Origin of the sequence: Enterobacter oligotrophicus (assembly GCF_009176645.1) — a bacterium.
In the GTDB taxonomy this organism is placed as follows: domain Bacteria; phylum Pseudomonadota; class Gammaproteobacteria; order Enterobacterales; family Enterobacteriaceae; genus Enterobacter; species Enterobacter oligotrophicus.
In genome coordinates this window covers 2,167,765-2,192,365 of the sequence record NZ_AP019007.1, presented here as the reverse complement: position 1 = coordinate 2,192,365, position 24,601 = coordinate 2,167,765, and the positions used below count along the sequence as shown (strand labels likewise).

General features: G+C 54.6%; 23 protein-coding genes and 1 pseudogene. 9 read left to right on the top strand and 15 right to left on the bottom strand.

What is annotated here, in order from left to right:
* Window positions 1–171: 171 nt before the first annotated feature.
* Complete coding sequence (locus EoCCA6_RS10605; RefSeq protein ID WP_152082618.1) at window positions 172–777, top strand: response regulator transcription factor; 606 nt, start codon at window positions 172–174, stop codon at window positions 775–777.
* Here the strand turns inward: EoCCA6_RS10605 and EoCCA6_RS10600 are convergent.
* Complete coding sequence (locus EoCCA6_RS10600; protein ID WP_152082617.1) at window positions 756–1,094, bottom strand: lysozyme; 339 nt, start codon at window positions 1,092–1,094, stop codon at window positions 756–758. The genes EoCCA6_RS10605 and EoCCA6_RS10600 overlap by 22 nt on opposite strands.
* Before the next feature lie 283 nt (window positions 1,095–1,377).
* Here EoCCA6_RS10600 and EoCCA6_RS10595 point away from each other — a divergent pair, with 283 nt between their 5' ends.
* Window positions 1,378–2,967, top strand: a complete 1,590-nt coding sequence (locus EoCCA6_RS10595; protein WP_152082616.1) for an STY4199 family HEPN domain-containing protein — start codon at window positions 1,378–1,380, stop codon at window positions 2,965–2,967.
* 7 nt (window positions 2,968–2,974) lie between these two features.
* On the opposite strand, the gene EoCCA6_RS10590 is transcribed toward EoCCA6_RS10595, so the two are convergent.
* The 4 genes from EoCCA6_RS10590 to EoCCA6_RS10575 form a co-directional block, all read right to left on the bottom strand.
* On the bottom strand, window positions 2,975–4,624 hold the full coding sequence (locus EoCCA6_RS10590; RefSeq protein ID WP_152082615.1) for an alpha,alpha-trehalase: 1,650 nt from the start codon (window positions 4,622–4,624) through the stop codon (window positions 2,975–2,977).
* Window positions 4,625–5,282: 658 nt separating this feature from the next.
* Complete coding sequence (locus EoCCA6_RS10585) at window positions 5,283–5,921, bottom strand: hypothetical protein (RefSeq protein ID WP_152082614.1); 639 nt, start codon at window positions 5,919–5,921, stop codon at window positions 5,283–5,285.
* 120 nt (window positions 5,922–6,041) lie between these two features.
* The gene (gene gorA, locus EoCCA6_RS10580) at window positions 6,042–7,394 is read right to left on the bottom strand and encodes a glutathione-disulfide reductase (RefSeq protein ID WP_152082613.1); all 1,353 of its coding nucleotides are present in this window, start codon (window positions 7,392–7,394) and stop codon (window positions 6,042–6,044) included.
* A 71-nt stretch (window positions 7,395–7,465) separates the two neighbouring features.
* The gene (locus EoCCA6_RS10575) at window positions 7,466–8,308 is read right to left on the bottom strand and encodes a 23S rRNA (adenine(2030)-N(6))-methyltransferase RlmJ (RefSeq protein ID WP_152082612.1); all 843 of its coding nucleotides are present in this window, start codon (window positions 8,306–8,308) and stop codon (window positions 7,466–7,468) included.
* Window positions 8,309–8,522: 214 nt separating this feature from the next.
* On the opposite strand from EoCCA6_RS10575, the gene prlC reads away from it, so the two are divergent.
* Window positions 8,523–10,565: an oligopeptidase A gene (gene prlC / locus EoCCA6_RS10570; RefSeq protein WP_152082611.1), complete on the top strand. Its 2,043-nt coding sequence runs from the start codon at window positions 8,523–8,525 to the stop codon at window positions 10,563–10,565.
* A 7-nt stretch (window positions 10,566–10,572) separates the two neighbouring features.
* Complete coding sequence (gene rsmJ, locus EoCCA6_RS10565; RefSeq protein WP_058679110.1) at window positions 10,573–11,325, top strand: 16S rRNA (guanine(1516)-N(2))-methyltransferase RsmJ; 753 nt, start codon at window positions 10,573–10,575, stop codon at window positions 11,323–11,325.
* A 133-nt stretch (window positions 11,326–11,458) separates the two neighbouring features.
* On the opposite strand, the gene uspA is transcribed toward rsmJ, so the two are convergent.
* Window positions 11,459–11,896: a universal stress protein UspA gene (gene uspA, locus EoCCA6_RS10560; protein ID WP_003861223.1), complete on the bottom strand. Its 438-nt coding sequence runs from the start codon at window positions 11,894–11,896 to the stop codon at window positions 11,459–11,461.
* Window positions 11,897–12,179: 283 nt separating this feature from the next.
* On the opposite strand from uspA, the gene uspB reads away from it, so the two are divergent.
* The gene (gene uspB, locus EoCCA6_RS10555) at window positions 12,180–12,515 is read left to right on the top strand and encodes a universal stress protein UspB (protein WP_003861224.1); all 336 of its coding nucleotides are present in this window, start codon (window positions 12,180–12,182) and stop codon (window positions 12,513–12,515) included.
* Between the two features lie 45 nt (window positions 12,516–12,560).
* On the opposite strand, the gene EoCCA6_RS10550 is transcribed toward uspB, so the two are convergent.
* From EoCCA6_RS10550 to pitA, 3 genes are all read right to left on the bottom strand, one after another.
* Complete coding sequence (locus EoCCA6_RS10550; RefSeq protein ID WP_152082609.1) at window positions 12,561–12,968, bottom strand: hypothetical protein; 408 nt, start codon at window positions 12,966–12,968, stop codon at window positions 12,561–12,563.
* On the bottom strand, window positions 12,946–13,335 hold the full coding sequence (locus EoCCA6_RS10545; RefSeq protein WP_029740249.1) for a polymorphic toxin type 44 domain-containing protein: 390 nt from the start codon (window positions 13,333–13,335) through the stop codon (window positions 12,946–12,948). The genes EoCCA6_RS10550 and EoCCA6_RS10545 overlap by 23 nt, the downstream gene beginning before the upstream one ends.
* A gap of 175 nt (window positions 13,336–13,510) precedes the next feature.
* Complete coding sequence (pitA, locus tag EoCCA6_RS10540; protein ID WP_152082608.1) at window positions 13,511–15,010, bottom strand: inorganic phosphate transporter PitA; 1,500 nt, start codon at window positions 15,008–15,010, stop codon at window positions 13,511–13,513.
* Window positions 15,011–15,239: 229 nt separating this feature from the next.
* Here pitA and EoCCA6_RS10535 point away from each other — a divergent pair, with 229 nt between their 5' ends.
* Both EoCCA6_RS10535 and EoCCA6_RS10530 read left to right on the top strand, forming a co-directional pair.
* Window positions 15,240–16,439, top strand: a complete 1,200-nt coding sequence (locus EoCCA6_RS10535; RefSeq protein ID WP_152082607.1) for a BaiN/RdsA family NAD(P)/FAD-dependent oxidoreductase — start codon at window positions 15,240–15,242, stop codon at window positions 16,437–16,439.
* A 108-nt stretch (window positions 16,440–16,547) separates the two neighbouring features.
* On the top strand, window positions 16,548–17,573 hold the full coding sequence (locus tag EoCCA6_RS10530) for a TerC/Alx family metal homeostasis membrane protein (protein ID WP_152082606.1): 1,026 nt from the start codon (window positions 16,548–16,550) through the stop codon (window positions 17,571–17,573).
* 83 nt (window positions 17,574–17,656) lie between these two features.
* Here EoCCA6_RS10530 and EoCCA6_RS10525 read toward each other — a convergent pair whose 3' ends face one another.
* The gene (locus EoCCA6_RS10525) at window positions 17,657–18,316 is read right to left on the bottom strand and encodes an HAD family hydrolase (protein WP_152082605.1); all 660 of its coding nucleotides are present in this window, start codon (window positions 18,314–18,316) and stop codon (window positions 17,657–17,659) included.
* A 239-nt stretch (window positions 18,317–18,555) separates the two neighbouring features.
* Here EoCCA6_RS10525 and EoCCA6_RS10520 point away from each other — a divergent pair, with 239 nt between their 5' ends.
* On the top strand, window positions 18,556–19,083 hold the full coding sequence (locus EoCCA6_RS10520) for an NlpC/P60 family protein (protein ID WP_152082604.1): 528 nt from the start codon (window positions 18,556–18,558) through the stop codon (window positions 19,081–19,083).
* Between the two features lie 5 nt (window positions 19,084–19,088).
* Here the strand turns inward: EoCCA6_RS10520 and EoCCA6_RS10515 are convergent, their stop codons facing one another.
* The 3 genes from EoCCA6_RS10515 to EoCCA6_RS10500 form a co-directional block, all read right to left on the bottom strand.
* Window positions 19,089–19,883 (bottom strand): SDR family NAD(P)-dependent oxidoreductase, encoded by a 795-nt coding sequence (locus EoCCA6_RS10515; RefSeq protein ID WP_152082603.1) that lies wholly within the window; start codon window positions 19,881–19,883, stop codon window positions 19,089–19,091.
* Window positions 19,884–19,976: 93 nt separating this feature from the next.
* Window positions 19,977–20,570 (bottom strand): 4'-phosphopantetheinyl transferase AcpT, encoded by a 594-nt coding sequence (acpT, locus tag EoCCA6_RS10510; RefSeq protein ID WP_152082602.1) that lies wholly within the window; start codon window positions 20,568–20,570, stop codon window positions 19,977–19,979.
* Between the two features lie 192 nt (window positions 20,571–20,762).
* On the bottom strand, window positions 20,763–21,812 hold the full coding sequence (locus EoCCA6_RS10500; protein ID WP_152082600.1) for an AI-2E family transporter: 1,050 nt from the start codon (window positions 21,810–21,812) through the stop codon (window positions 20,763–20,765).
* A 100-nt stretch (window positions 21,813–21,912) separates the two neighbouring features.
* Between EoCCA6_RS10500 and EoCCA6_RS10495 the strand changes: the two are divergent.
* A pseudogene (locus EoCCA6_RS10495) lies at window positions 21,913–23,174 on the top strand (MFS transporter).
* A gap of 4 nt (window positions 23,175–23,178) precedes the next feature.
* Here EoCCA6_RS10495 and EoCCA6_RS10490 read toward each other — a convergent pair.
* Entirely contained in the window at window positions 23,179–23,736 is a 558-nt protein-coding gene (locus EoCCA6_RS10490) for a DcrB family lipoprotein (protein ID WP_152082598.1), read from the bottom strand.
* A gap of 72 nt (window positions 23,737–23,808) precedes the next feature.
* On the bottom strand, window positions 23,809–24,474 hold the full coding sequence (locus EoCCA6_RS10485; RefSeq protein WP_152082597.1) for a 7-cyano-7-deazaguanine/7-aminomethyl-7-deazaguanine transporter: 666 nt from the start codon (window positions 24,472–24,474) through the stop codon (window positions 23,809–23,811).
* Window positions 24,475–24,601: the final 127 nt, after the last annotated feature.

Below are 24,601 nucleotides of genomic sequence, written 5' to 3'. Positions count from 1 at the left end.
GTCAAATCTGAAGGGGAAGGAGCCTCTTCAGATAATCCTTAAGATAGATATGTCGAAATCCTGGCAGATTAAAGATCGCTCGGTGATTTGTAACGTATCCGTTCATTGAGTTTTTTCTCAAAAAAGGCCTATGTAGAATCCCCCCTCGCTATTCTCAGAGGGAGAAAAACCATGCGAGTAATCATGTTTGACAGGCAGTCGATATTTATTCATGGAGCGAAACACAGTCTGCAGAAGTTAATTCCGGAAATAAATATGGCAGGGACAAGTCAGACTGATGAATTATGGGCGCTGCTCTCAGCATCACCTTCCGCTATCGTGATGATTGACGGGACATTACTGGAAGACAACGGCATGGTGATGCTGGAAGAGATGATGTCTCGCTTCCCGGCATTACGCGTGGTGATGATCCTGGCAAAAAAAGAGGCCAGGTGGGTTGAGCAGTTAATGCAGCGTAATGTGATGGCGATTGTGCCGCGTAATGCGAGCCCGGAGATGTTCTCTTCGGTTCTGGATTCCGTATCAAAAGGGATGGTCTGTTTTCCATGTGAGTGGTTAAGCATGGCTTCGTCGTCTCAGCAGGAGCTTTCCTCCCTGAGCGAACGCCAGCGAGAGGTGTTGAAATTACTGGCGGCCGGGGAATCGAATAAAGAGATTGGCCGCAATCTGAACATCAGTGCCGCAACGGTAAAAGCGCACCTTGAAGCGCTTTTCCGTCGGCTGGACGTCAAGAACCGAACCCAGGCGGCAATGTTCTACACGCGGGCCACAGCCTGAAGGAGCGCTTTCGGCAGTGGGGTTGTCACATCGAAATTGAATATTAATGCGACCAGCGTGTCGTGCTGCTGTTGGGTTAATGGTCGTGTAATATTTTCCCGCAGCAGTGCCTCGCAAAATTCAATATCGTCATATAACAAATATTCCGCCTGAACGGGGGTAATCACGCCGCGAAAAGTTTCCCACTGACGGATAACGTGGCCATAACCGATTACCCATAAACCGCTTTCGTCCCGATATTTTTCCAGCGAAAGTCCTTGCTGTTTTTTAATTAACTCAATGGCAGCAGATGATGTCTTGAGCGTATGAAAGGTCATAATCGTTTCCTCTTAATTGCATTACTGTAGAGGAAAAGTTGTGCGAGAAATATCCGCCAAATGGCCGTAGCTCGCCGTTTTTTCGCGAGGTGCGCCCGTTACGACTGCTGCCCTGGTGTGGCTGTAAAGCGAGGTGTTCAGATTCTCCTGAATCATTTTAAATCATTATAGAGTTGTCACTTTATTTCAACAGAAAGTCAGGTATGTTTAACCTCGTATAAATAAAAAGAAAAACGGCTGTCGGTGGCCATTTGGTTGTATTCGTTGTCTCTCAAGGAAAACAATGACGCTCAGCACATCACATCATATCCGCGAGCAGTTTGAACACTGCCTGGCGGTTATTCGTCAGGCATCGGTGGAAATTTTACTTCTTCTGAATGTCCACGTTTCGGAAGGAAAAGATCCACGCTGGTTCCTGGAACAACTGGATAGCGCCCGCCTGGGGCTGGGCGGCTGGACAGCCGTTGCCAGACAGCTCAACCTGAACGATGCTGAAATGTCGGAGTTTACGCTCCAGCTGCGCTTGCTGCAGCAGCGCGTTCCGCAATATGAGAGTGGGCAGGATGTCAGTGAAAACCAGCTCATTGCGGCTATGCGTTTTGTCACCGCGCTGGAGCATCTGCGTCAGCAACAGCCGCTTCTGATGTACAGCACCGAACTGGCGTCGGGAAACGACATCCAACAGCAGCAGGCACACAAGCAGGTTCGTGCGATTGAGCTGATGCTTAAAGGGCTGATTCAACAGGCATGGCCTGACCCGACGCGGCTGAATAACCACCTGAAAACATTGTTTAATGCCGATCGCGTTCGCCGCTGGCTGAAACTGGGTGAAATCAATGATGTCCTGAGTGGCATGATGTTCAGCGAGCTGGCGCAGATGGTCGTAGATAAAAAGGAGTTTAGCCGTTACTACGCCTCGTTGTTCAGTGACCCGAGCATGCTGACGCTGCTGGTGGAGCCGCGTAAAACCCTGCAAACTTTCCTTGATGACATCCGGCAAATCCGCAACTGCCTGACCGTGCAGCAATCTTTAAGCCCGGCTCAAATCCTGCTGCTGGATAGCTACTATTCGCAAATTACCCGCCCTGTGCAGCGTGCGTTTGAAGAGGGACGCACGCGTATTAACCCGGCGGGGCTGATGGCGGTAGATGCCAGCGAGCTGCATGCGTTCTGGGAAAAGGCGCAGAAAATGGACCGTGTGACCGGTGGCGATCTCTTTGAGGTGCGTGACACCATAGAGAAGCCGACCCAGCGCGCGGCCCGTACCCCAGAACAACGTGAACAGCTGATCTCCGGCGTGCTGTGGGGTGCCGTTGGCGTGATGGTTATCGCCATTGTGGTGGGGGGATTCTGGCTGGTGACCAGCAGTAAACCGCAACAGGCCGTCGCGAGTACGGCGCAACCCGCACAGCCGCAGGAGATGCGTGAAACGCCCTCCTCGCGAGAAACGCTGACGCGCATGGGCATCACCTGGGACGAGAATAACTTCCGTTCGGCCATTAACCGGAATGATACGCGCGTGGCGCTGTTGTTCCTGCAGGGGGGAATGGACTGGAAACTGTCATGGACAGAAGAGGCGATGTCGGCGGGCTTTGAGGGTGTGCTGGAGTTAATGCTGCGCTACCGCCAGCAGATGGTGGAGCAGAAACCGTGCCGTCGCTTTATCAACACGCTCAGCCACGCTATGTCTAACGGAGAGTCCCTTAATTCAATGCGTAAAGCGTATCTCAGGGAATTTTGTACTGTACCGGCGGTGGTGAAACGCCAGCAGCATGATGTGGAGATGGCGAAGCGCCGCGCGCAGGCGCAGCCCGATGCCAGCACAAAAAAATGGCAGTCCATCCAGACCGCCATTTATGAGGTTATTCGTTAGGGGGCGACTACGGCTCCCCGTACAGCCCAATCAATCGCCGTACCACGCCGTTGGTCCAGCCGAACCCGTCCTGCAGGGGATACTCCCCGCCGCCACCTTCCCGCGGCGTACTGCTGGCGATGTGATACTTCTCAATAAGTTTGTGGTGGGTTTTATAGAAATGATTCACCGTATGCAGCCAGCTCCAGGCGATCTCATCGCCCAGAGAGTCGTTGCCGTACTGCTTGAAACCCTGAATCGCCATCCACTGTAGCGGTGCCCAGCCGTTGGGTTTATCCCACTGTTCACCGGTCTCATACTCGGTAGCCAGAATACCGCCCGGCGTCAGCAGGCGTGCTTTGACGGCGTCAGACAGCTTCTCCGCCTGCTCATGCGTGGCCATGCCAACATACAGCGGTACAATGCTGGCGGCAGAGAAGAGTGCCAGTTCTTCGCGACGCCAGTCGTAATCGCGGTAACAGCCGTTCTCCTCATCCCACAGATAACGGTTTACTGCCGCACGTCGATCGGCGGCTTTCTGGCGGAACTGGTCGGCGGTCTCTTTATCCCCCTTTGAAGCCGAGATATTGGCAATCGCGCTCTCCAGCTTGAACAGGAAGGCGTTCAAATCAATGGGAATAAACTGGGTCGTGCGAATACTGGCGAGCCGCGACGGATCGCGTAGCCAGCGGGACGAGTAATCCCAGCCGGACGCCGCACCGGCGCGCAGATCGCGATAGACCTCATTCGGTGGACGGCCAGAGTGTCGCGCTGTTTCCACATCCTCAATCCAGGATTCATCGCGCGGGGTATCACGATCATCCCAGTAGCGGTTGAGCAACGAACCATCCGGCATACGGACTGCGCTACGGTACGCCTGGTTAAGCAGCAGCGACTCCGCACCGTCCATCCAGAAGGCGTACTCCATTTTCAGGTGATCGAGGTAGCGCTTCGCACCGCGCACGCCATCCTCTTCGAACAGCTCCACCATGAGCGCAAAGACCGGCGGCTGGGAACGGCTGAGATAATAGGTTCGGTTACCGTTCGGGATATGGCCGTAGCGCTCAATCAGCCACGCAAAATTATCCGCCATACACTTCAGCAGATCGTCCCGGCCACTCTCGGCCAGCCCCAGCATCGAGAAGTAGGAGTCCCAGTAATAGGTCTCGCTGAATCGTCCGCCAGGGACGATATAAGCCTGCGGCAATGCCAGCAGGGACGACCAGGGGATATGGTCCTGAGGCTCGCGCGTCAGCACCGGCCACAGGCTATCGATATGCTCTTTAAGCGACAGACCGGGATCGGAAACATACTCGGTGGAAAGCACCTCCGGTAACCAGAAGTGGTTTTCCACAAAGCGCGCCAGGTCGAAATCCCGATGACGGCGCACTTTGCGGTAGCGGATCAGGATATCCAGTGGGTCCATTTTCGGCGCGCAGTCAGGAAACGTTTTGCTGTCGGCAAACAACCGCGAGGACTGCACGTGCTCAAACAGTTCAAGGTAGCGATCGGCAGGGGTCAGGGCGTCGGAAGCGGGTAGACCCTCGATCATTTCCGGTTCCGGCTCTGCCTCGATCATTTCATCCAGTTTTAACTCGCAGGGATCGGTCTCGTAGCGCAGTTCTTCTGCAATCTCGAATTCGATGTTCTCGGCTGCCTGTAGTTTCTGGTTGAACATGGTAATAAGGACCTCCGGTTGTGTGTTCTAAAAGACAGGTTTTTCCGGGCGTCTTATAAGCGTAGACATTCGCTTCGGTGGATGTGGAGGGAAATGTGCGGTTGATCACGGTTTTCATGACGACGTCTAAGCGATCAAAATTAACTATCTGACTGATATTATTTATTAAAAATGCCTGGCAGCGGGTTGGGGCGCAAAACGAAATTCAGAGCATTCGTTTTGCAACCATTTATGAATATCCGGTTTATTGCATGAAAAGGCGAACAACGATCGTCATGTCATCATTGCGTAACGCCAGGTTCCCGAGATGTTCACGAAGCGAATCCTCAGAAAGGGTGTCAGGAAGTAATAACGGAAAATTACACCAAAAGCCATCGGTCGCCAGCATAACAGGCAGCGCCAGATCTAACTGCAATCGTTGATAATCTGGCTGTGTATATCGCTTCCCAATAAGACGTTGAAACAAGGTATTTCGTTCTGGCAAAGAACATACAGGTTGCTCTTCACGTATCCCGTTAGCCACAACCAGATTATGCGGCAGATTGAGCCATTCAATGCTTCCATTCGCCAGGGTGCCAATCCGGCAATCTCCGGAATAAAAACAATGCTGTGTTACATTGTGGCGGTCGATAACCAGATTTGCTTAAGTTCTTCGAAATTAGATGTCGGCATGGAATAGTTTCTCCTCCAGCAGCTCCAGGGCTACTTTCATTTCTCTGGGATTGCCCAAACGTACCGCATCCATTAACGCGAGATATGCATAGAGTTCAGGATCTTGCTTTACTGCATATGGTACTGATTTGTAGAGAGGAGTAATCGCCTGGCCCATCTCCTTACCCAGTGGATCGGGCCAGACCATAATAAGTTCGCCGCCCGAAAGCAGCCTTCCGGATAAAATCGGCGCGGCAAAGGTTGTCGGAAGCCCTCTTTCAATGCGCCCTGGTTTAACAGGGAACACCAGCCGTAAACCGTATTTTATAAAATTGAATAAGACTTTCTTATTCACAGCCGGTTTGTTGCTGCTCCGATCGATTTTTATCAGGTTCACATCAAGGCAACGATAAAAACTATTATTGACTTCGCTTTTACTGAAGCCTAACGAATCGGAAAGCCCTCTGACTGTAAAAAGAAAGTCCAGATGCTTCTGCGCGGCGTTCAGCGAGTCAAAATAATGAGCATCAGGAAGGGGGGTGTTACAGGCAATGCTATCGTTATCTGAAGCAACCAACAGGTCACGAGCCGTCAGCCGCCCCAGACAGATAATTTTCGAAAGCAGGAGTAGGTCTTGCCCTTTCATATCGACTTTACGGCTCGCTGTCCACAAATTGCAATTTATGGACAAATCATTTCAGCATGATTTTAAAAAGTCAATAAATTTGTTACGGCCGAACTGCTCGTCATTTCGGCCGTAACACGATCAGCGCATCGTCACAAACTCTTCCGCTGCCGTCGGGTGGATTGCTACGGTGTTATCGAAGTCTTTCTTCGTCGCGCCCATCTTCAGCGCCACCGCGAAGCCCTGCAGGATTTCGTCCATGCCGAAGCCAATGCCGTGGATACCGACAATCTTCTCGTCCGGCCCTACGCATACCAGCTTCATGCGGCACGGCTGACGGTGGGAGGTGACGGCGGTATACATCGCGGTAAACGCCGATTTATACACTTTCACCTGGTCGTTGCCATACTGCTCGCGCGCCTGCGGCTCGGTTAAGCCAACGGTGCCGATTGGCGGGTGGCTGAAAACGACGGTCGGGATATTGCTGTAATCCAGATGCTCGTCCGGCTTGTTGTTAAACAGGCGTTCGGAAAGACGACGGCCCGCCGCAACGGCAACCGGGGTCAGCTCAACGGCACCGGTGTTATCACCGACGGCGTAAATGCCCGGTACGCTGGTGTTCTGGAACTTATCGACAACGATATAGCCTTTGTCGTTGGTTTTCACGCCCGTCGCGGCCAGGTTGAAGTTGTCGGTTGCAGGTTCACGACCGATCGCCCAGATCAGGCAATCGACGGTCTGGCTACGGCCATCTTCCAGCTCCAGTGTCAGGCTGCCGTCTGCATTTTTCACCACCGCTTTTGGCACGGCGTTAGTGTGCAGGGTCGGGCCTTCGGTGTTCATGACTTCGACAAGAGTGTCGACAATCAGCGGGTCAAAGCTACGCAGCGGCGCGTGTTTACGCACGAACAGGTGCGCTTCAGCGCCCAGGCCGTTAATCACGCCGGCCAGTTCAACTGCAATGTAACCTGCGCCCACTACGGCAACGCGTTTTGGCAGGGCTGGCAGCTCGAAGAAACCGTCGGAGTCGATACCGTATTCCACACCCGGAATGTCCGGATGGCTTGGGCGACCACCGGTGGCGATCAGGATATGATCGGCGGTGATTGTCTCGCCGTTCACTTCGATCGTTTTCGCATCCACGAAGCGGGCGAAACCATGAATGACGTCGACGTTATTTTTACCCAGCACGTTGTCGTACGAGGTATGAATACGGTCAATGTAGGCGGTACGGCTGGCAATCAGCTTGTCCCAGTCGAAGTTATTGATCGTGGTATCAAAGCCGTAATCCGGGCCATACATATGAATCGCTTCGCGGATTTGCGCCGCATGCCACATCACTTTCTTCGGTACACAACCCACGTTCACGCAGGTGCCGCCCAGCGCTTTGGCTTCAATCAGCGCACACTTCTGGCCGTACATGGCTGCACGGTTAATAGAGGCGATGCCGCCGCTGCCGCCACCAATGGCGATGTAGTCATAATGCTTGCTCATGGGTCTTATCCTTAATGTCTGATTGCCGCGATTGTATACCTGAAATCAATAGGTTCCATCAATGGCTGCGATTACTCAGGCACGATCCAGCTAACGGTTGCATGGCCTGTCCCGGCGGGTACAAGCGTTTTGTGCAGCCACGGCAGCACGTTGTTCATCTGCGCTTCGAGCTTCCACGGCGGGTTGATCACAATCATGCCGGAGGCCGTCATGCCGCGCTGGTCGCTGTCCGGGCGTACCGCCAGCTCAATCTGCAAAATTTTGCGGATACCGGTGGCTTCCAGATCTTTGATCATGCGTTTGATTTGCGCGCGCAGCACCACCGGATACCACAGCGCATAGGTGCCGGTTGCAAAGCGTTTATAGCCGTCGTTAATACCGGTCACCACCGCCTGATAGTCGGTTTTGATTTCGTAAGGCGGGTCGATCAGCACCAGACCACGGCGGGACACCGGTGGCAGTTTGGCTTTTAGCTGCTGGTAACCATCGGCTTTTTCCACACGGGCGCGGTTATCTTTCTGAAACTCAGAACGCAGCAGCGGGAAGTCGCTCGGGTGCAGTTCTGTCAGCTGCAGGCTGTCCTGCTCACGCAGCAGCTGGCGCGCAATTAATGGTGAGCCAGGGTAGTAGCGCAGCTGGCCGCTGCGGTTGAAATGCTTCACCACGCCGATGTACGGCTCCAGCTCGGCAGGCAGGTCGTCCTGTTGCCAGATGCGGGCGATGCCTTCGAGGTATTCACCGGTACGCTCAGCATGCTCGCCGCTCAGTTGATAACGGCCCGCGCCCGCGTGGGTGTCCAGGTAGAGAAACGGCTTCTCTTTCTCTTTAAGCGCTTCAATGATCAGGCTCTGAACGGTGTGTTTAAGGACGTCGGCGTGGTTGCCAGCGTGGAAGCTGTGGCGATAACTAAGCATGGATGAATGTGTTCCAGGTAGTAAACGTAGGCCCGATAAGCGTAGCGCCATCGGGCAAAAATAGAGCGTATCGCCACAGTATACAGAAAAGTTTCCACGGCCGCGAAAGCGCAACGTCCGGCATTGAAATCCTCTACACTTAACCCCATTACTGAAAACAATATGCACAGCGCCGGATGCGCGCTTCATTCACTATTTCAACAGGACAGCGTTTATGACCAATCCATTACTGACGCCTTTTTCGTTGCCACCGTTTTCTAAAATCCTCCCTGAGCATGTCGTTCCAGCCGTTACCCAGTCGCTGGAAAATTGCCGTGCGGCGGTAGAAAGCGTAGTAGCGCAGGGCGCGCCGTACACCTGGGAAAATCTGTGTCAGCCGCTGGCCGAAGTGGACGACGTGCTGGGGCGTATCTTCTCTCCGGTGAGCCACCTGAACTCGGTGAAAAACAGTCCGGAACTGCGTGAAGCCTATGAGCAAACCCTGCCGCTGCTCTCTGAGTACAGCACCTGGGTGGGTCAGCACGAAGGGCTGTACAAAGCCTACCGCGACCTGCGCGACGGCGACCACTATGCCGAACTGAACACGGCGCAGAAAAAATCGGTTGATAACGCGCTGCGTGATTTCGAGCTGTCCGGGATTGGTCTGCCAAAAGAGAAGCAGACCCGCTATGGTGAAATCGCCGCGCGTCTGTCCGAGCTGGGTAACCAGTACAGCAACAACGTACTTGACGCCACCATGGGCTGGACGAAGCTGATTACCGACGAAGCGGAGCTGGCCGGTATGCCGGAAAGCGCCCTGGCGGCGGCGAAAGCTCAGGCCGAAGCGAAAGAGCAGGACGGTTTCCTGTTAACGCTGGACATTCCGAGCTACCTGCCGGTGATGACCTACTGCGACAACCAGGCGCTGCGTGAAGAGATGTACCGTGCCTACAGCACCCGCGCCTCGGATCAGGGGCCGAATGCGGGTAAATGGGACAACAGCCCGGTGATGGCCGAAATCCTCGCCCTGCGCCACGAGCTGGCACAGCTGCTGGGCTTCGACAGCTATGCTGATAAATCCCTCGCCACCAAAATGGCGGAAAACCCACAGCAGGTGCTCGACTTCCTGACCGATCTGGCGAAACGCGCCCGTCCGCAGGGTGAAAAAGAGCTGGCCCAGCTGCGCGCCTTCGCCAAAGCGGAGTTTGGCGTTGACGAGCTTCAGCCGTGGGACATTGCTTACTACAGCGAAAAGCAGAAGCAGCATCTCTACAGCATCAGCGACGAGCAGCTGCGTCCGTACTTCCCGGAAAACAAAGCCGTTAACGGCCTGTTCGAAGTGGTGAAACGCATCTACGGTATCACCGCCAAAGAGCGTACCGACATCGACGTCTGGCACCCGGATGTGCGTTTCTTCGAGCTGTATGACGAGAAAAACGAGCTGCGCGGCAGCTTCTATCTGGATCTCTACGCCCGTGAGAACAAACGCGGCGGGGCGTGGATGGACGACTGCGTGGGCCAGATGCGTAAAGCCGACGGTTCTCTGCAAAAGCCGGTCGCCTACCTGACCTGTAACTTCAACCGTCCGGTGAATGGCAAACCTGCGCTGTTCACGCACGACGAAGTGATCACTCTGTTCCACGAGTTCGGTCACGGCTTGCACCACATGCTGACCCGCATCGAAACCGCAGGCGTGGCCGGTATCAGCGGTGTGCCGTGGGATGCGGTCGAGCTGCCGAGCCAGTTTATGGAAAACTGGTGCTGGGAGCCGGACGCGCTGGCGTTTATCTCTGGCCACTATGAGACCGGCGAACCGCTGCCAAAAGAACTGCTGGATAAAATGCTGGCAGCGAAAAACTACCAGGCGGCGATGTTTATCCTGCGCCAGCTGGAGTTCGGCCTGTTCGATTTCCGTCTGCACGCCGAGTTCAGCCCGGAGCAGGGGGCGAAAATCCTCGAAACCCTGGCTGAGATTAAAAAGCAGGTTGCCGTGATCCCAGGTCCAACCTGGGGCCGTTTCCCGCACGCGTTCAGCCACATCTTTGCAGGCGGCTACGCGGCGGGCTACTACAGCTACCTGTGGGCCGACGTGCTGGCGGCGGATGCCTTCTCTCGTTTTGAAGAAGAGGGGATTTTCAACCGCGAAACCGGCCAGTCGTTCCTTGATAACATCCTGACCCGCGGCGGCTCCGAAGAGCCAATGGAGCTGTTCAAACGCTTCCGTGGCCGCGAACCGCAGCTGGATGCCATGCTTGAGCATTACGGGATCAAAGGCTGATTGTTACGTGAAGATCTGCTTAGTGGATGAAACAGGCACCGGAGACGGTGCCTTATCTGTTCTGGCCGCCCGCTGGGGGCTGGAGCATGATGAAGAGAACCTGATGGCGCTGGTGATGACACCGGAGCATCTGGAGTTGCGTAAGCGCGACGAGCCGAAGCTCGGCGGGATTTTTGTCGATTTTGTCGGCGGAGCGATGGCGCACCGGCGCAAGTTTGGCGGCGGTCGCGGTGAAGCAGTCGCTAAAGCGGTCGGCATTAAAGGAAGTTATCTTCCGGATGTGGTGGATGCCACGGCGGGGCTGGGGCGCGATGCCTTTGTGCTGGCCTCGGTGGGCTGCCGCGTGCGGATGCTGGAACGTAATCCGGTGGTGGCGGCACTGCTCGACGACGGTCTGACGCGCGGTTATGCGGACCCGGAAATCGGCCCGTGGTTGCAGGAGCGTTTGCAGCTGATCCATGCCTCAAGCCTGACGGCGTTAACGGATATCACGCCGCGCCCGCAGGTGGTTTATCTCGACCCGATGTTCCCGCATAAGCAGAAAAGCGCGCTGGTGAAGAAAGAGATGCGAGTGTTTCAGTCGCTGGTGGGGCCGGATTTGGACGCGGATGGTTTGCTGGAGCCCGCTCGCCAGCTCGCGACGAAGCGGGTTGTGGTGAAGCGGCCTGACTATGCGCCACCACTGGCGGACGTTGCCACCACCAACGCGGTGACCACGAAAGGGCATCGGTTTGATATATATTCGGGGACGCCGGAATAGTACGGTCTGGTGCCCTCACCCTAACCCTCTCCCACGGGGAGAGGGAACAAACATTAAAAACGGCAACCCTGTTGCCGTTTTGCTTTTACCTTGTAGGCCCGGTAAGCGTGAGCGCCACCGGGCTTTTTTGCACTTACTCGTCTTCTTCGTCACGCAGTGGAACAATCAGCATATCCACGTGAACGGTGTTAATCAGCTGGCGCGCGGAAGACATCAGCTTGCTCCAGAAGTCCTGATGATGACCGCATACCACCAGGTCCATGTCGTATTTCTTAATCGCATCAACCAGTACCTGGCCCAGATCGCCGCTGCCGCTTAAGGTTTCGGTGATCGGATAGCCCGCGTTGGTGGACAGTTCGCTCAGCGCATGGTGAGTCTCTTCGGAGATGCGTTTCTGCATATCGCCCAGATTCACGTCGATCAGACCGGTGTAGAGGTCGGAGTAATTCACATCAACGTGGATCAGGGAAACTTTCGCGTTGTATGGACGTGCCATGGATACCGCTTTATCAACCAGCACTTTGCTCTCCGGAGAGAGGTCTACCGCGATGAGAATGTGTTTGTAAGCCATAGTGTTACTCCTTCCTTAAGTTATCGATGACTAAAAGAGAATGCCGTCGTCTGATACTTTCATTACGGCCCAGTTAAACATATTTTTCAAGCATTGGTGTTGATAACGATTAACCTTGTGGCAAAAAAATTAACGGATCTCCTACACTATTTAATGAGCCGTTCGGATATTAAAACGCGAACCGGATCGAATTTTAGTCATTCTTTCACTGAACTGTCTGTCAGGGCATTGGGGTGCGGTAGCTCAGAAGCCTTGCTTCGTGGGTGGACGCCGGGGAGGATGTATGATTAGCACCGTCGCATTGTTTTGGGCGCTATGCGTGGTTTGCATAGTGAATATGGCGCGCTACTTCTCATCGTTACGCGCGTTGTTAGTGGTACTTCGTGGTTGCGATCCGTTGCTTTATCAGTATGTGGACGGTGGAGGGTTCTTCACCTCGCATGGACAGCCCAGCAAACAGATGCGTCTGGTGGGGTACATATACTACCAGCGCTACCGCGATCATCATGATGAAGAGTTTATCCGTCGTTGCGAGCGCCTGCGTCGTCAGTTCATTTTGACCAGCGCCCTGTGCGGGCTGGTCGTGGTCAGTATGATTGCATTGATGATTTGGCACTGAGCATCACAGCAGGCGGGGGGTAAGCCCCGCCTTGTTTCATCAGGCTCAGGGATTAACTGTGAATTGAAGATCTGAAATATTGTCCTCAATCGAGATAACCTTCCCGCTATAGGTAATTTTCACTTCCCCGCTTGTATCAATACTGGCTGCGGTAATCGTGCCTGTACCTTCGATGACCGGATGCTTCATAGCAAGCTGATGGATAATGTCAGAGTCTTTTCCCGCTATTTTTGCAGAGAGATAGTAACGGTAGACTGTTGGCACGGTTGCGCCACCCTGATTGTTCACGGTCATATAGAGCCAGACGCTGTCAGATAATTTATAAACGCGTTGAAGTTCATCGCTATTTCGCTGATTGGGCTGCTGCTTTAACCAGAGAAATCCAATGACCAGAGCCAGAAGCGAAAGTGTAACAAGGCGATGAATCCATTTAATAGCCGTTTTGAATGGCATATTCTATCCCTTCTCTGATGTTGCGTTGGTCCGTTGGGTCGTCTCCGTAAGGCGGCTTTTCGTACCATTTTCCCCATTCTGGTTTTGAGGTGCCTGCCCGGCCTTGAGCCCAGCCTGCGCCCATAAGAAGGATGTTTGCAGGGATGCCCGCGGCGGTTCCAGCTGCGCCGAAATTGAAGTTACCAAATGCAGCAAAATAAGGGTCGAATTTTTTATAATCCCAGGGACCGCCATTTCGGACTTTTTGGTAGAACCAATAATACGTTGAGGGCGTAGCCATATTGCGTGACATTCCGTTAAGGCGTGCCTCACGCATATTGTTCGCTATAACGATTGAACCCGGTCCTGAGATAGGGACAGAAGCCATACATTCTCCTTTGTCTGGATTTTTCTTCTGGCCGCCATGATAGTTTTTTCTGTGTTTTAAAATTGAACAAAAAATGTTCAGGAAATCCTCATGTTATCAAACACTTCAGGGAAAATAGCAGCCATAAAAAAAGCGGGCCAGTTTCCTGACCCGCTTTTTTGTCGCCTTCAACCGATTAAATCAGCTTCAGCGAAATCCAGTACAGACCGCCAGACAGCAGGATAGACGCCGGGAGGGTGAACACCCAGGCCATCAGAATGTTGGTGACGGTTTTGCGTTGCAGACCGCCACCGTCAACAATCATAGTCCCTGCCACGGACGAGGAAAGTACGTGGGTAGTTGATACTGGCATACCGGTGTAGCTCGCCAGACCGATAGAAACGGCCGCCGTCATCTGCGCGGACATACCCTGCGCATAGGTCATGCCTTTCTTACCAATCTTCTCGCCGATGGTGGTCGCCACACGACGCCAGCCAATCATCGTACCGATACCGAGCGCCAGCGCGACTGCCATGATGATCCAGATTGGCGCGTACTCAATGGTATTGAGCATATCGCTTTTCAGTTTCTTCAGTAGACGCTGGTCGTCAGCATTCACTTCCGGCAGCTTCGCGACTTTATCGGTAATATCAGAGATGCAGAGCATAATACGACGCAGCTGACCACGTTGTTCAACCGCCAGTTTGTCGTAGCTTTCGATATCGCCCAGCATACCTTTGGCACGTTCCAGCGCGTTAATCGCGTTTGCCGGATGGCAGTGGAACTCACCTGGTGCGGTAGTTGCACCCGCTTCCGGAGACGGAATCAGCTGGTCAACGCCGGTCGCTTTCTTCAACAACTCAGGGTGTTGCTGGAAGTAAACTTCAACGTTGTTAATGGCGTCACGGGTACGGGTGATTTCGTAACCGGAGGCGTTCATGTTAACCACGAAACCTGCCGGAGCCACGCCAATCAGAACCAGCATCACCAGACCAATGCCTTTCTGACCATCGTTTGCACCGTGAGAGAAAGCCACGCCGATAGCGGAAATGATCAGCGCGATACGTGTCCAGAATGGCGGCTTTTTCTTGCCGTCTTTCTTTTCACGCTCTGCTGGCGTCAGGTGGATACGCGCACGTTTTTTCGTGTTGCTCCAGTAGCGACGCAGAATGAAAATTAATCCACCTGCAACCACCAGACCGACGATAGGAGAGATGATCAGTGAGCCGAAAATCCCCAGCACTTTCGGGATGTTCAGCGCATCAACGACGGAGGTCCCGGTCATCAGGGCATTGGTTAACCCGATACCGATAATCGCGCCGATGAGGGTGTGAGAACTGGATGCAGGCAGGCCGAAATACCAGGTTCCGAGGTTCCAGATAATTGCAGCAAGCAGCATTGAGAACACCATAGCAAGGCCATGGCCAGAACTAACGTTAAGCAGCAGATCCGTTGGCAGCATATGCACGATGGCATACGCAACGCTCAGTCCGCCCAGGAGGACACCAAAAAAGTTAAATACCGCCGCCATAACAACCGCAAGCTGCGACCGCATTGCGCGCGTGTAGATAACCGTTGCTACTGCGTTTGCAGTGTCGTGGAAGCCGTTGATTGCTTCGTAAAACAGTACAAAAACCAGAGCAAGCAATAATAAAAGCCCGGTATGTAAATCCAGGCCAGCAAACAAATGTAGCATAGGACGTTACGCCATTTTGAGGACATGAACGCGGCGCATTATCCAGGACAAATGCGCAACGGGCAAAGTGAAATATAGCTTTTTTTTGATATTCCTTCGGCTTTGTTTAGCGCAGGTAAAGAAATATATTTTATATTTCAGATATATGACTGATATCTGGGTTATTTGCGCTGGTGTGACCACAGAGGAAACTTTACAATCCGCGGCAGTTAACGAAGAGGATTTTGACGTGGAAAGGTTTGATGCCGTGGTAATTGGTGCCGGTGCGGCGGGTATGTTTTGTGCGGCAATGGCCGGACAAGCGGGTCGCCGTGTGCTGCTGCTGGATAACGGTAAAAAGCCTGGCCGCAAGATCCTGATGTCCGGTGGCGGGCGCTGTAACTTCACTAATCTCTATGTCGAACCTGCGGCCTATTTGAGCCAAAATCGTCATTTTTGCAAATCGGCGCTGGCACGCTATACCCAGTGGGATTTTATTGAGCTGGTGGGCAAGCACGGCATCGCGTGGCATGAAAAGACGCTGGGACAGCTGTTCTGCGACGACTCCGCGCAGCAGATTGTCGATATGCTGGTGGCTGAGTGCGAGAAGGGCGGCGTGGTGATGCGCCTGCGCACGGAAGTGCTGGACGTGGCGCGCGACGAACAGGGCTACACGCTGCAGCTCAACGGTGAAAGCGTCAGCGCCGGAAACCTGGTGATCGCCAGCGGCGGCCTGTCGATGCCAGGGCTGGGCGCTTCCCCGTTCGGCTATAAGATTGCTGAGCAGTTCGGCCTGAAGGTGCTGCCGACGCGCGCAGGGCTGGTGCCGTTCACGCTGCATAAACCTCTGCTGGAACAATTACAGACGCTTTCTGGCGTTTCTGTTCCATCAGTCATTACCGCCGAAGACGGTACGGTGTTCCGCGAAAATCTGCTGTTCACCCATCGCGGGCTCTCCGGCCCGGCGGTGCTGCAAATTTCCAGCTACTGGCAGCCGGGCGAGTTTGTGACGGTGAATCTGGTGCCGGACTGCGATCTCGGCGCATTCCTCAATGAGCAACGCACCGCGCACCCGAATCAGAGCCTGAAGAACACTCTGGCGATGCAGCTACCGAAACGTCTGGTGGAGTGCCTGCAGGTGTTAGGGCAGATCCCGGACGTCGCGCTTAAGCAGTTGAACAGCCGCGAACAGGAAACGCTGGTCGAGACGCTGACGAACTGGCGCGTCCAGCCAAACGGGACAGAAGGCTACCGGACGGCGGAAGTTACGCTCGGCGGTGTGGATACTCATGAGCTTTCATCACGCACCATGGAAGCGCGTAACGTGCCGGGGCTCTATTTTATCGGCGAAGTGATGGATGTTACCGGCTGGCTGGGTGGGTATAACTTCCAGTGGGCATGGGCGAGTGCCTGGGCGTGTGCGCAGGCGCTTGCCGAAAAGAACGGTTAATATTGACTTTTTAGAGTGCTGTGCCCCTAACAAGGCCCACTCTTTTTATTTACTGGCTCAGGCCAGTCTGCATGGTTTTTGTGTTTTGCCTCCAGAAAAGGGTTGTGTATGTCTGCTGCTCATCTCGGTTTCCCCACGGAAACCGTTGTTGTCTTTGTTGTGATGGCCGTTGGGGCGATGTTTATCGACCTCTTTATGCACCGCCACGATAAACCGATCTCGCTGAAAAGCGCCGCGATGTGGTCCATTTTTTGGGTCATGATGGCGATGGCCTTCGCCGGGTTCCTGTACGTTCACCACGGTGCCGAAATGGCGAGCCTGTTCCTGACAGGGTATGCGCTTGAAGAGGTGCTCTCCGTTGATAACCTGTTCGTGATGATGGCGATCTTCGCCTGGTTCGGCGTGCCGGATAAGTATCGTCACCGTGTACTCTACTGGGGTGTGCTGGGGGCGATTGTTTTCCGCGGCATTTTCGTGGCTATCGGCACCAGCCTGCTTAGCCTGGGGCCATACGTTGAGGTGATTTTTGCGCTGGTCGTTGGCTGGACGGCAGTGATGATGCTCAGGCGTAATGAAGAGAGCGACGAAGTCGAGGATTACTCCGGTCATCTGGCGTATCGTCTGGTAAAGCGTTTTTATCCGGTCTGGCCGAAAATCAGCAGCCACGCGTTTATTCTGACGCAGAAAGAGGTGGATGCGGAGCTTGAGAAACCCGAAAACCAGGACGTGATGGTGGGGCGTGTGAAGAAAGCAAAGCGCTACGCCACGCCGCTGCTGCTCTGTGTGGCGGTGGTGGAACTCTCTGACGTGATGTTCGCGTTTGACTCTGTGCCAGCCATTATTGCGGTGAGCCGCGAGCCGCTGATTATCTACAGCGCGATGATGTTCGCCATCCTCGGCCTGCGTACCCTCTACTTCGTACTGGAAGCGCTGAAACAGTATCTGGTGCATCTGGAGAAAGCGGTAGTGTTACTGCTGTTCTTTGTGGCGTTCAAGCTCGGTCTGAATGCGACGGATCATTTCTGGCATCACGGCTACAATATCGGCGCGACGGCGAGCCTGTTTGTGGTGCTGGGCGTGCTGGCGCTGGGGATTATTGCGAGCGTGATGTTCCCTGGCAGGAAAGAGGCCTGATTCATCGCCCGGTGGCGCTTCGCTACCGGGCCTACGGTTCGAATGTAGGCCGGGTAAGGCGCAGCCGCCACCCGGCAAAAAGGCTACTTGATGGGTGAATTTCGGCGCTTGCGCGGGTGGTGGAAGTGCCGCCAGTGCGGGTCCTGCGCTGCCGCCAGCAGTTCATGATCGCCACGGGTATCGCCCCATGCGCGCAGGTGGTAATCGTTCAGATTGCCATAGACTTTTTCCAGCCTTGCCACCTTCTGAGCACAACGGCAGTTGTGGCCGGTGATACGCCCGGTCAGCTTGCCGTTTTTTACTTCCAGTTGGGTGCCAATCAGCTTAATGCCGAGCTTATCGGCCCACGGTTGCAGGACCAGCGCCGGAGACGCGGAGCAGATGGTCACTTCCGCACCCGAATTCACTTCAGCCGCTACCGCCAGCACGCCTGCCGGACGCATCAATTTATCCCAGTATTTTTCACAAAATGCTTCCGCCTGTTGACGTAACCAGTGTTCGTCCACGCCCGTCAGGAAGGTTCTGATCAACACCTCTTTCAGCTCATCACGCGTTAGCTTGCGGCGTACACAGTGCAGCGTTGGCAGCGCCATGCGTACCAGGCGGCCCGCGAAGTAGCGTTTACCAAAGGCAAAACGCAGGAAAGGGATAAAGCTGTCGTGATGGGTCAACGTTCCATCAAAGTCAAAGACAGAGAGCACGTTGGACCGGGCTACTGCCTCGTCGGCGATCATATTGGTCATAAATACGTCTTAGCTGAAATACACATTCTGCTCATTAGTTTACCTGCTTTACCTCTGGAGTCCTTCTGTCACGTGCATTTTTTTATCAATCTTGCGACCTGAAAGTGAGTCCATTTTTGGTCTCGATAAACGTTGGGTAAAAAATGAACTGTCTATATTATCGCCACATCGAAAGATATTTCGGAGGAACATTGGCCTCCACTGGTACGGAAAAACTCACTCACTGCTTTTTTCTTGATATGACTTTTAGATCGCTTATTTCAATACTCTCGTTAAGTTTTGCCTCATTTTCTGCATTGAGCTTTCAACTGCCTGCCTCAATGCTTGCGCCACATAATGCGTTTTTTGCCTCTCCGGCGAAAACCGCGCTTGAGCAGCCGGAAACCGGTCCGCTTCGCTCGCGTATTCTGGATCAATACCAGAAGTGGAAAGGCACCCAGTATCAGTGGGGCGGTACGACGCACCGGGGTGTGGATTGTTCTGCGCTGATGCAGCATCTGTTCAGTGATGCCGCTCATCTCAGCCTGCCACGCACCACGGGCGAGCAGATCCGGCGAGGTGTCCGGGTCGCGCAGTATCGCCTGAAAGCGGGCGATCTGGTGTTCTTCCAGACCGGTCCGCACCGCCGACACGTGGGGGTTTATATCGGTGACAGCCAGTTTATTCACGCCTCAAGCAGCCAGGGCGTGACGGTATCAACCCTGACTGACAACTACTGGCAGGCGCGCTTTATCACTGCCCGCCGGGTTGCAGGCAGTACGGCCTGATGACATTAAATAATGTCATCTACCACGCCACCGTCGACGCGTAACGCCGCGCCGGAGGTGGCGGAGGCCTGAGCTGAACAGACATACACCACCATATTGGCGACCTCTTCTACCGTTGCGGCACGCTGGATAACCGAGCTTGGGCGGTTGGTCATGACAAACTCTTTCGCCAGCTGTTCCAGCGACTTGCCGGTTTTTTCGATTTCATCCTTCATCATTTCAGCGAATCCGTCCGACATTGTCGGGCCAGGCAGCACGCTGTTCACCGTGACACCGCTTCCCGCCACGAATTTCGCCAGCCCGCGCGCCAGCGAGAGCTGCGCCGTTTTGGTCACGCCGTAGTGGATCATGTCAGCCGGAATATTGCAGGCCGACTCGGATGAGATAAACACCACGCGACCCCAGCCTTTTTGCACCATGCCTGGCAATAACGCGCGGGAGAGGCGCACGCCGGACATCACGTTGGTCTGCCAGTAACGCTCCCAGGTGTCATCGTCGGTAGAATAAAAATCCTGTGGTCCATAAATCCCGGCATTATTCACCAGAATATCGACGTCGGAAGCCACTTTCAGGAGTGAGTCTACCCCCTCCTGCGTGCTGAGATCGGCAATGGCCGCGCGTACCTGAACGCCAGGCACCACCTGCTGTAGCGCCTGAATACCTTTATTCACCGAGTCGGTGCTTCGGCCATTGATAATCACCTCTGCACCGCTTTCCGCCAGCCCTCTGGCGATGGCAAACCCAATGCCGCCGGTTGAGGCGGTTACCAGCGCGACTTTCCCCGTAAAATCGATTTTCATGATCCGCTCCTGTCTTTTTCACTGTTCAGACATAAAGCGTAGCAGTTGATGATGGAGGCCTTTCATCTACAGGGCATTAACGAAGAGAGTGGCTTATACCCTGGACATTCCGTGATGTGTAATCGACCCGGTGGTCAGGGTAAAGGGTGTCGGTGTACAGACGGCAAGGCTCAACGAACCAAGCCGTAACTGGCTCACCGAGTGGGATCGGGAGGTGCTGTCGATGCTGACAATCTGCCAGGCGCTGCCGCCGCGCTGCTTCACAATGGCCTCTTTTCGCGTCCAGATGCGCCAGAAGGCGGCGAGCTTTGCCTCTGGATCTTCGCGCTCAAGCTCGGCATGTTCCGCCACGCTGAAAACGGCGTTAGCCAGCGCCTGCCAGTTTTCGTGCGGGCGTATCACTTCAATATCACAGCCCACTTCGCCTTCATCGCTCAGCAGAAGCGCAATATCATCACCGCTGTGGCTCAGGTTAAACCAGAAAGGATACGCATCCACGAAGGCGGGCTTCCCCTGTTCACCAACGATGATTTCAGGCAGAGGAGAGGGCGATAACGCGCTGGCGAGCAGCGTCCGTCCTGCAATCCAGGATGCGCTTCTCGCACCCTGAGGTGCCATATCTGCAAGCGTTGACGCCAGCGGGTCCGCGCTAAGGGTAGAGATTTTTCCCAGTAGAAACTGGTACATAGTTACGCCCGGCGTTTGATGATTATCGAGGTATGAAGGCCGCCAGAGACAGCGTGATTGCGTTGCAAACACTCGCTATTAATCTGACGGGCTTTCCCCATAATATAATCTAAAGCGCCACATTGCTCATCTGGTTGTCTTAAATTGAGCGTCGGAGCGAACCTGTCTTTATGCCTCATCCTGTCAGGCCGACTATCCCGGTAATCGGCTTTTTGGCCGACCTGGACCCAGCAGAATGGCGAGTTTGCTGCCACCTTTGGTGGTCTCCATCCAGATTTTGCATACGCTGGTCAGCGGCACTGATAACAGCATCCCGACCGGTCCCAGCAGCCATCCCCAGACCAGTAAGGATAAAAAGACGACCAGCGTCGACATTCCCAGTCGATGGCCCATCATGCGCGGTTCAACGATATTCCCCAGCACCATATGCACAACAAGGAAAAGCGCGCCTACCAGCATGCATTCGTAAAATCCGTTAAACAGAAAAGCCTGAATCATCGGCGGCACGGCAGACAGCACCGCGCCGATATTGGGAACATAGTTCAGCAAAAACGCCAGTACGCCCCACATCAGGGCAAACTGGACGTCCAGCAGCGTGAGGCCAAGCCAGACGATGACCCCGGTCCAAAGACTCAGTAACGTTTTAAGCGCCAGATATTTGGTCACGCCTTTCAGGGCCCGGTGCAGACCCGCAATATGAATTTGCGGATTGGTCAGGGCGAAGCGCAGTTTGTACGGTACGTGGCGCACTTCAAAGAGCATAAACACCACCGTCATCACCAGCAGAAGAATGCTGGCCATGGCTCCGGAAAGCCCGGTCATCAGCGTGGTGGCGTAGGTCATTAGCTTCTCGGAGTCCATTCTGCGCAGCATCCGCTCCGGCGAAATATGCAGGTTAAGGAAGGGCATCATCTCCTGCAGGTCTACGATCTTCCGCGTCAGCTCTCTGTTGTATTTCGGCAGCATGGTGGAGAATTCGCTGAGTGATGCCGCCAGCACGCCAAACAGCGCCGTAAGCACAATCAGCATCACCGCGACGACGATAGTGATGGCGACCGGGCGGCTAACGCCACGGCGCAAAAACCAGGTCACAAGCGGGTTGAGTACGATAGCAAAGAAAAGCGCCAGCAGGAGCTGGACAAGAATATCGGCAGCAGCATGGATACCCGCAAGGATAACCACGAGACAGGCCAGTTTTAGCAAAATATGGAGTCCCGCTTTATCGGGCTGGGTGGGTGTCATACGGATTCCTTTTACCGGTAGCCCGTTAAGTGTAGTGTGCGGGATGCGCTTCGTCTGGCACTGTTAATCTTAAAGTCGCTGCTGATTTTCGCCTCTCTTCATGGTAATAGTGAAACACTGTTGCAAAAACCCAGGTAGATCTCCATGCCCGAACCTGCCGTCGAACCGGCGCTGAGCGGATTGCGCCTCAATCTGCGGATTGTTTCTGTTGTCATTTTTAACTTCGCCAGTTACCTGACGATTGGCCTGCCGCTGGCGATCTTGCCGGGTTACGTTCACGACGTGATGGGCTTCAGCGCGTTCTGGGCGGGGCTGGTGATCAGCCTGCAGTATTTTGCCACGCTAATGAGTCGCCCGCACGCAGGGCGCTATGCGGATTTGTTCGGGCCGAAAAGCATTGTCGTCGTGGGGCTGTGCGGCTGCTTCCTGAGTGGTCTGAGCTACTTTCTGGCAGCGACGGCCAGCCACTGGCCGCTGGTCAGCCTGGTGCTGCTCTGCCTGGGGCGTGTGATCCTCGGCATCGGGCAAAGCCTGGCGGGAACCGGCTCGACGCTGTGGGGCGTAGGCGTCGTTGGTGCGCCACATATTGGCCGGGTTATCTCCTGGAACGGCATTGTTACCTACGGCGCGATGGCGATTGGCGCGCCGCTTGGGGTGGTGTGCTACGCGTATGGCGGGCTGTACGGGCTGTCCATCACCATTATGGCGGTCGCGCTGCTGGCGATCCTGTTGGCACTGCCGCGCCCGAAAGTGAAAGCCAGCAAGGGCAAGCCGTTGCCGTTTCGCGCGGTGCTGGGGCGCGTCTGGCCCTACGGTATGGCGCTGGCGCTGGCAACCACCGGTTTTGGCGTGATAGCCACCTTCATTACGTTGTTCTACGACGCCAAAGGCTGGGACGGCGCGGCCTTTGCCTTAACCCTGTTTAGCTGTGCGTTTGTCGGTGCACGTTTGCTCTTCCCGAACGGTATTAACCGTCTGGGCGGGCTGAACGTGGCGATGATCTGCTTTGCTGTGGAGTTTGTCGGGCTGCTGCTCACCGGGTTCGCCAGCGCGCCGTGGATGGCGAAAATCGGCGTATTCCTCGCGGGCGCAGGCTTTTCGCTGGTCTTCCCGGCGCTGGGCGTGGTGGCAGTAAAAGCCGTGCCGCAGCAAAACCAGGGGGCGGCGCTGGCAACCTATACGGTATTTATGGATATGTCGCTGGGCATTACCGGGCCGCTGGCAGGGCTGGTGATGGCGTGGGCGGGCGTGCCGGTTATCTATCTTGCGGCGGCGGGGCTGGTGGTGATGGCGCTCTTGCTGACGTGGCGGCTAAAAAAATGGCCCCCGGCGCAAGCACCGGAGGCCACGTCATCATCGTGAAAAATTACTGAATCACGATGGTGTTAATGATGTTTTCCGCGGCGGTCTGCGCTTTCTGCTGATCGTCTGCTGGCAGCGTAATCTGGATAGTCAGCAGTTTGTTATCCACCTTGCCCAGCACCACAGACGAATAAGCCGTCTGGCCTTTTGCAGAGATGATGCTGTCCAGTTGCTGGAGCGTGTGGCCTTTCAGTTCGATGGACTTATTGGTCACCACCTGCAACTGCGGGTCGCGGCTACGCTGCTGATCTTCCAGACGTTTGGACAGCACGCCCAGCTCCTCGCTGGTATCGTCGCCAACAATCACAATCACCGCTTTTTGTCCGGTTGCGTCGGAATAGACGTGCATGTTGTTCGCCTGAGTGCCGAGCTTGCCGCTCTGATCGGTCATGTCTGCTGGCAGAGAGAAACTGAGTTTGCCATCCATCAGGTTCACCGGCTGACCGGTCGCGTTGCTTTCTGCGGACGCGCCCTGAGCAGGCGTTTTGGTGTCGCTGTTATCACAGGCTGCAAGGCCAACAACCAGCAGGCCAATCCCGACATATTTAACCAGATTGCGCATTGACTTCTTCCTTTCGATAAACGGCCATAACGGCTCATTCGTTCATCTTATCACAACTGATAAAGCGAACCCTTAACCTGCCTGCAATGCGGAGATTTCAGATTTATCTGCCAGCCTTTTCAGCAGCATATTGAGCAATACGCCATACATCGGCAGGAAGAACACGATGCTGATGAGCACCTTGAAGCAGTAGTCCACGAGGGCGATTTCCATCCAGTGTTCGGCCATAAAGGCATCCGGGCTGCGCCAGAAGGCGATAAAGAAGAAGGCCAGCGTATCGCTCACGTTACCGAACAGCGTGGAGGCGGTTGGTGCCATCCACCAGCGATGGTTTTGACGCAGGCGGTTGAACACATGAACGTCGAGGATCTGTCCCAGCGCGTAGGCCATAAAGCTGGCGGCGGCGATACGGGCGACAAACAGGTTGAAGTGCGTCAGCGCCTCAAAGCCCTGCCAGCTTCCCATGTAAAACAGGGAGGAAATCACATACGAAATGAACAGCGCCGGGAGCATCACCGCGAAAATAATGCGCCGCGCCAGCGGTGCGCCAAAGATCCGCACGGTCAAATCGGTGGCGAGGAAAATAAACGGAAAACTGAACGCGCCCCAGGTGGTGTGGAAACCAAAAATGGATATCGGGAGCTGCACCAGATAGTTGCTGGAGGTGATCACCAGCAGATGAAATAGCGAAAGCCAGAACAACGCCTTTACGCGCTGCGATTGAGAAAACTGCGTCATATTGTGACCTTTTTGAACGTTGGGGTGAGGGAACCCAATAAAAACCGCCGCATAATACTGCTTTGACTGGACTTTGCAATGGCTAATTTTCACGCAATCGTTAACCTGGTTTGCATTGATGGCAACG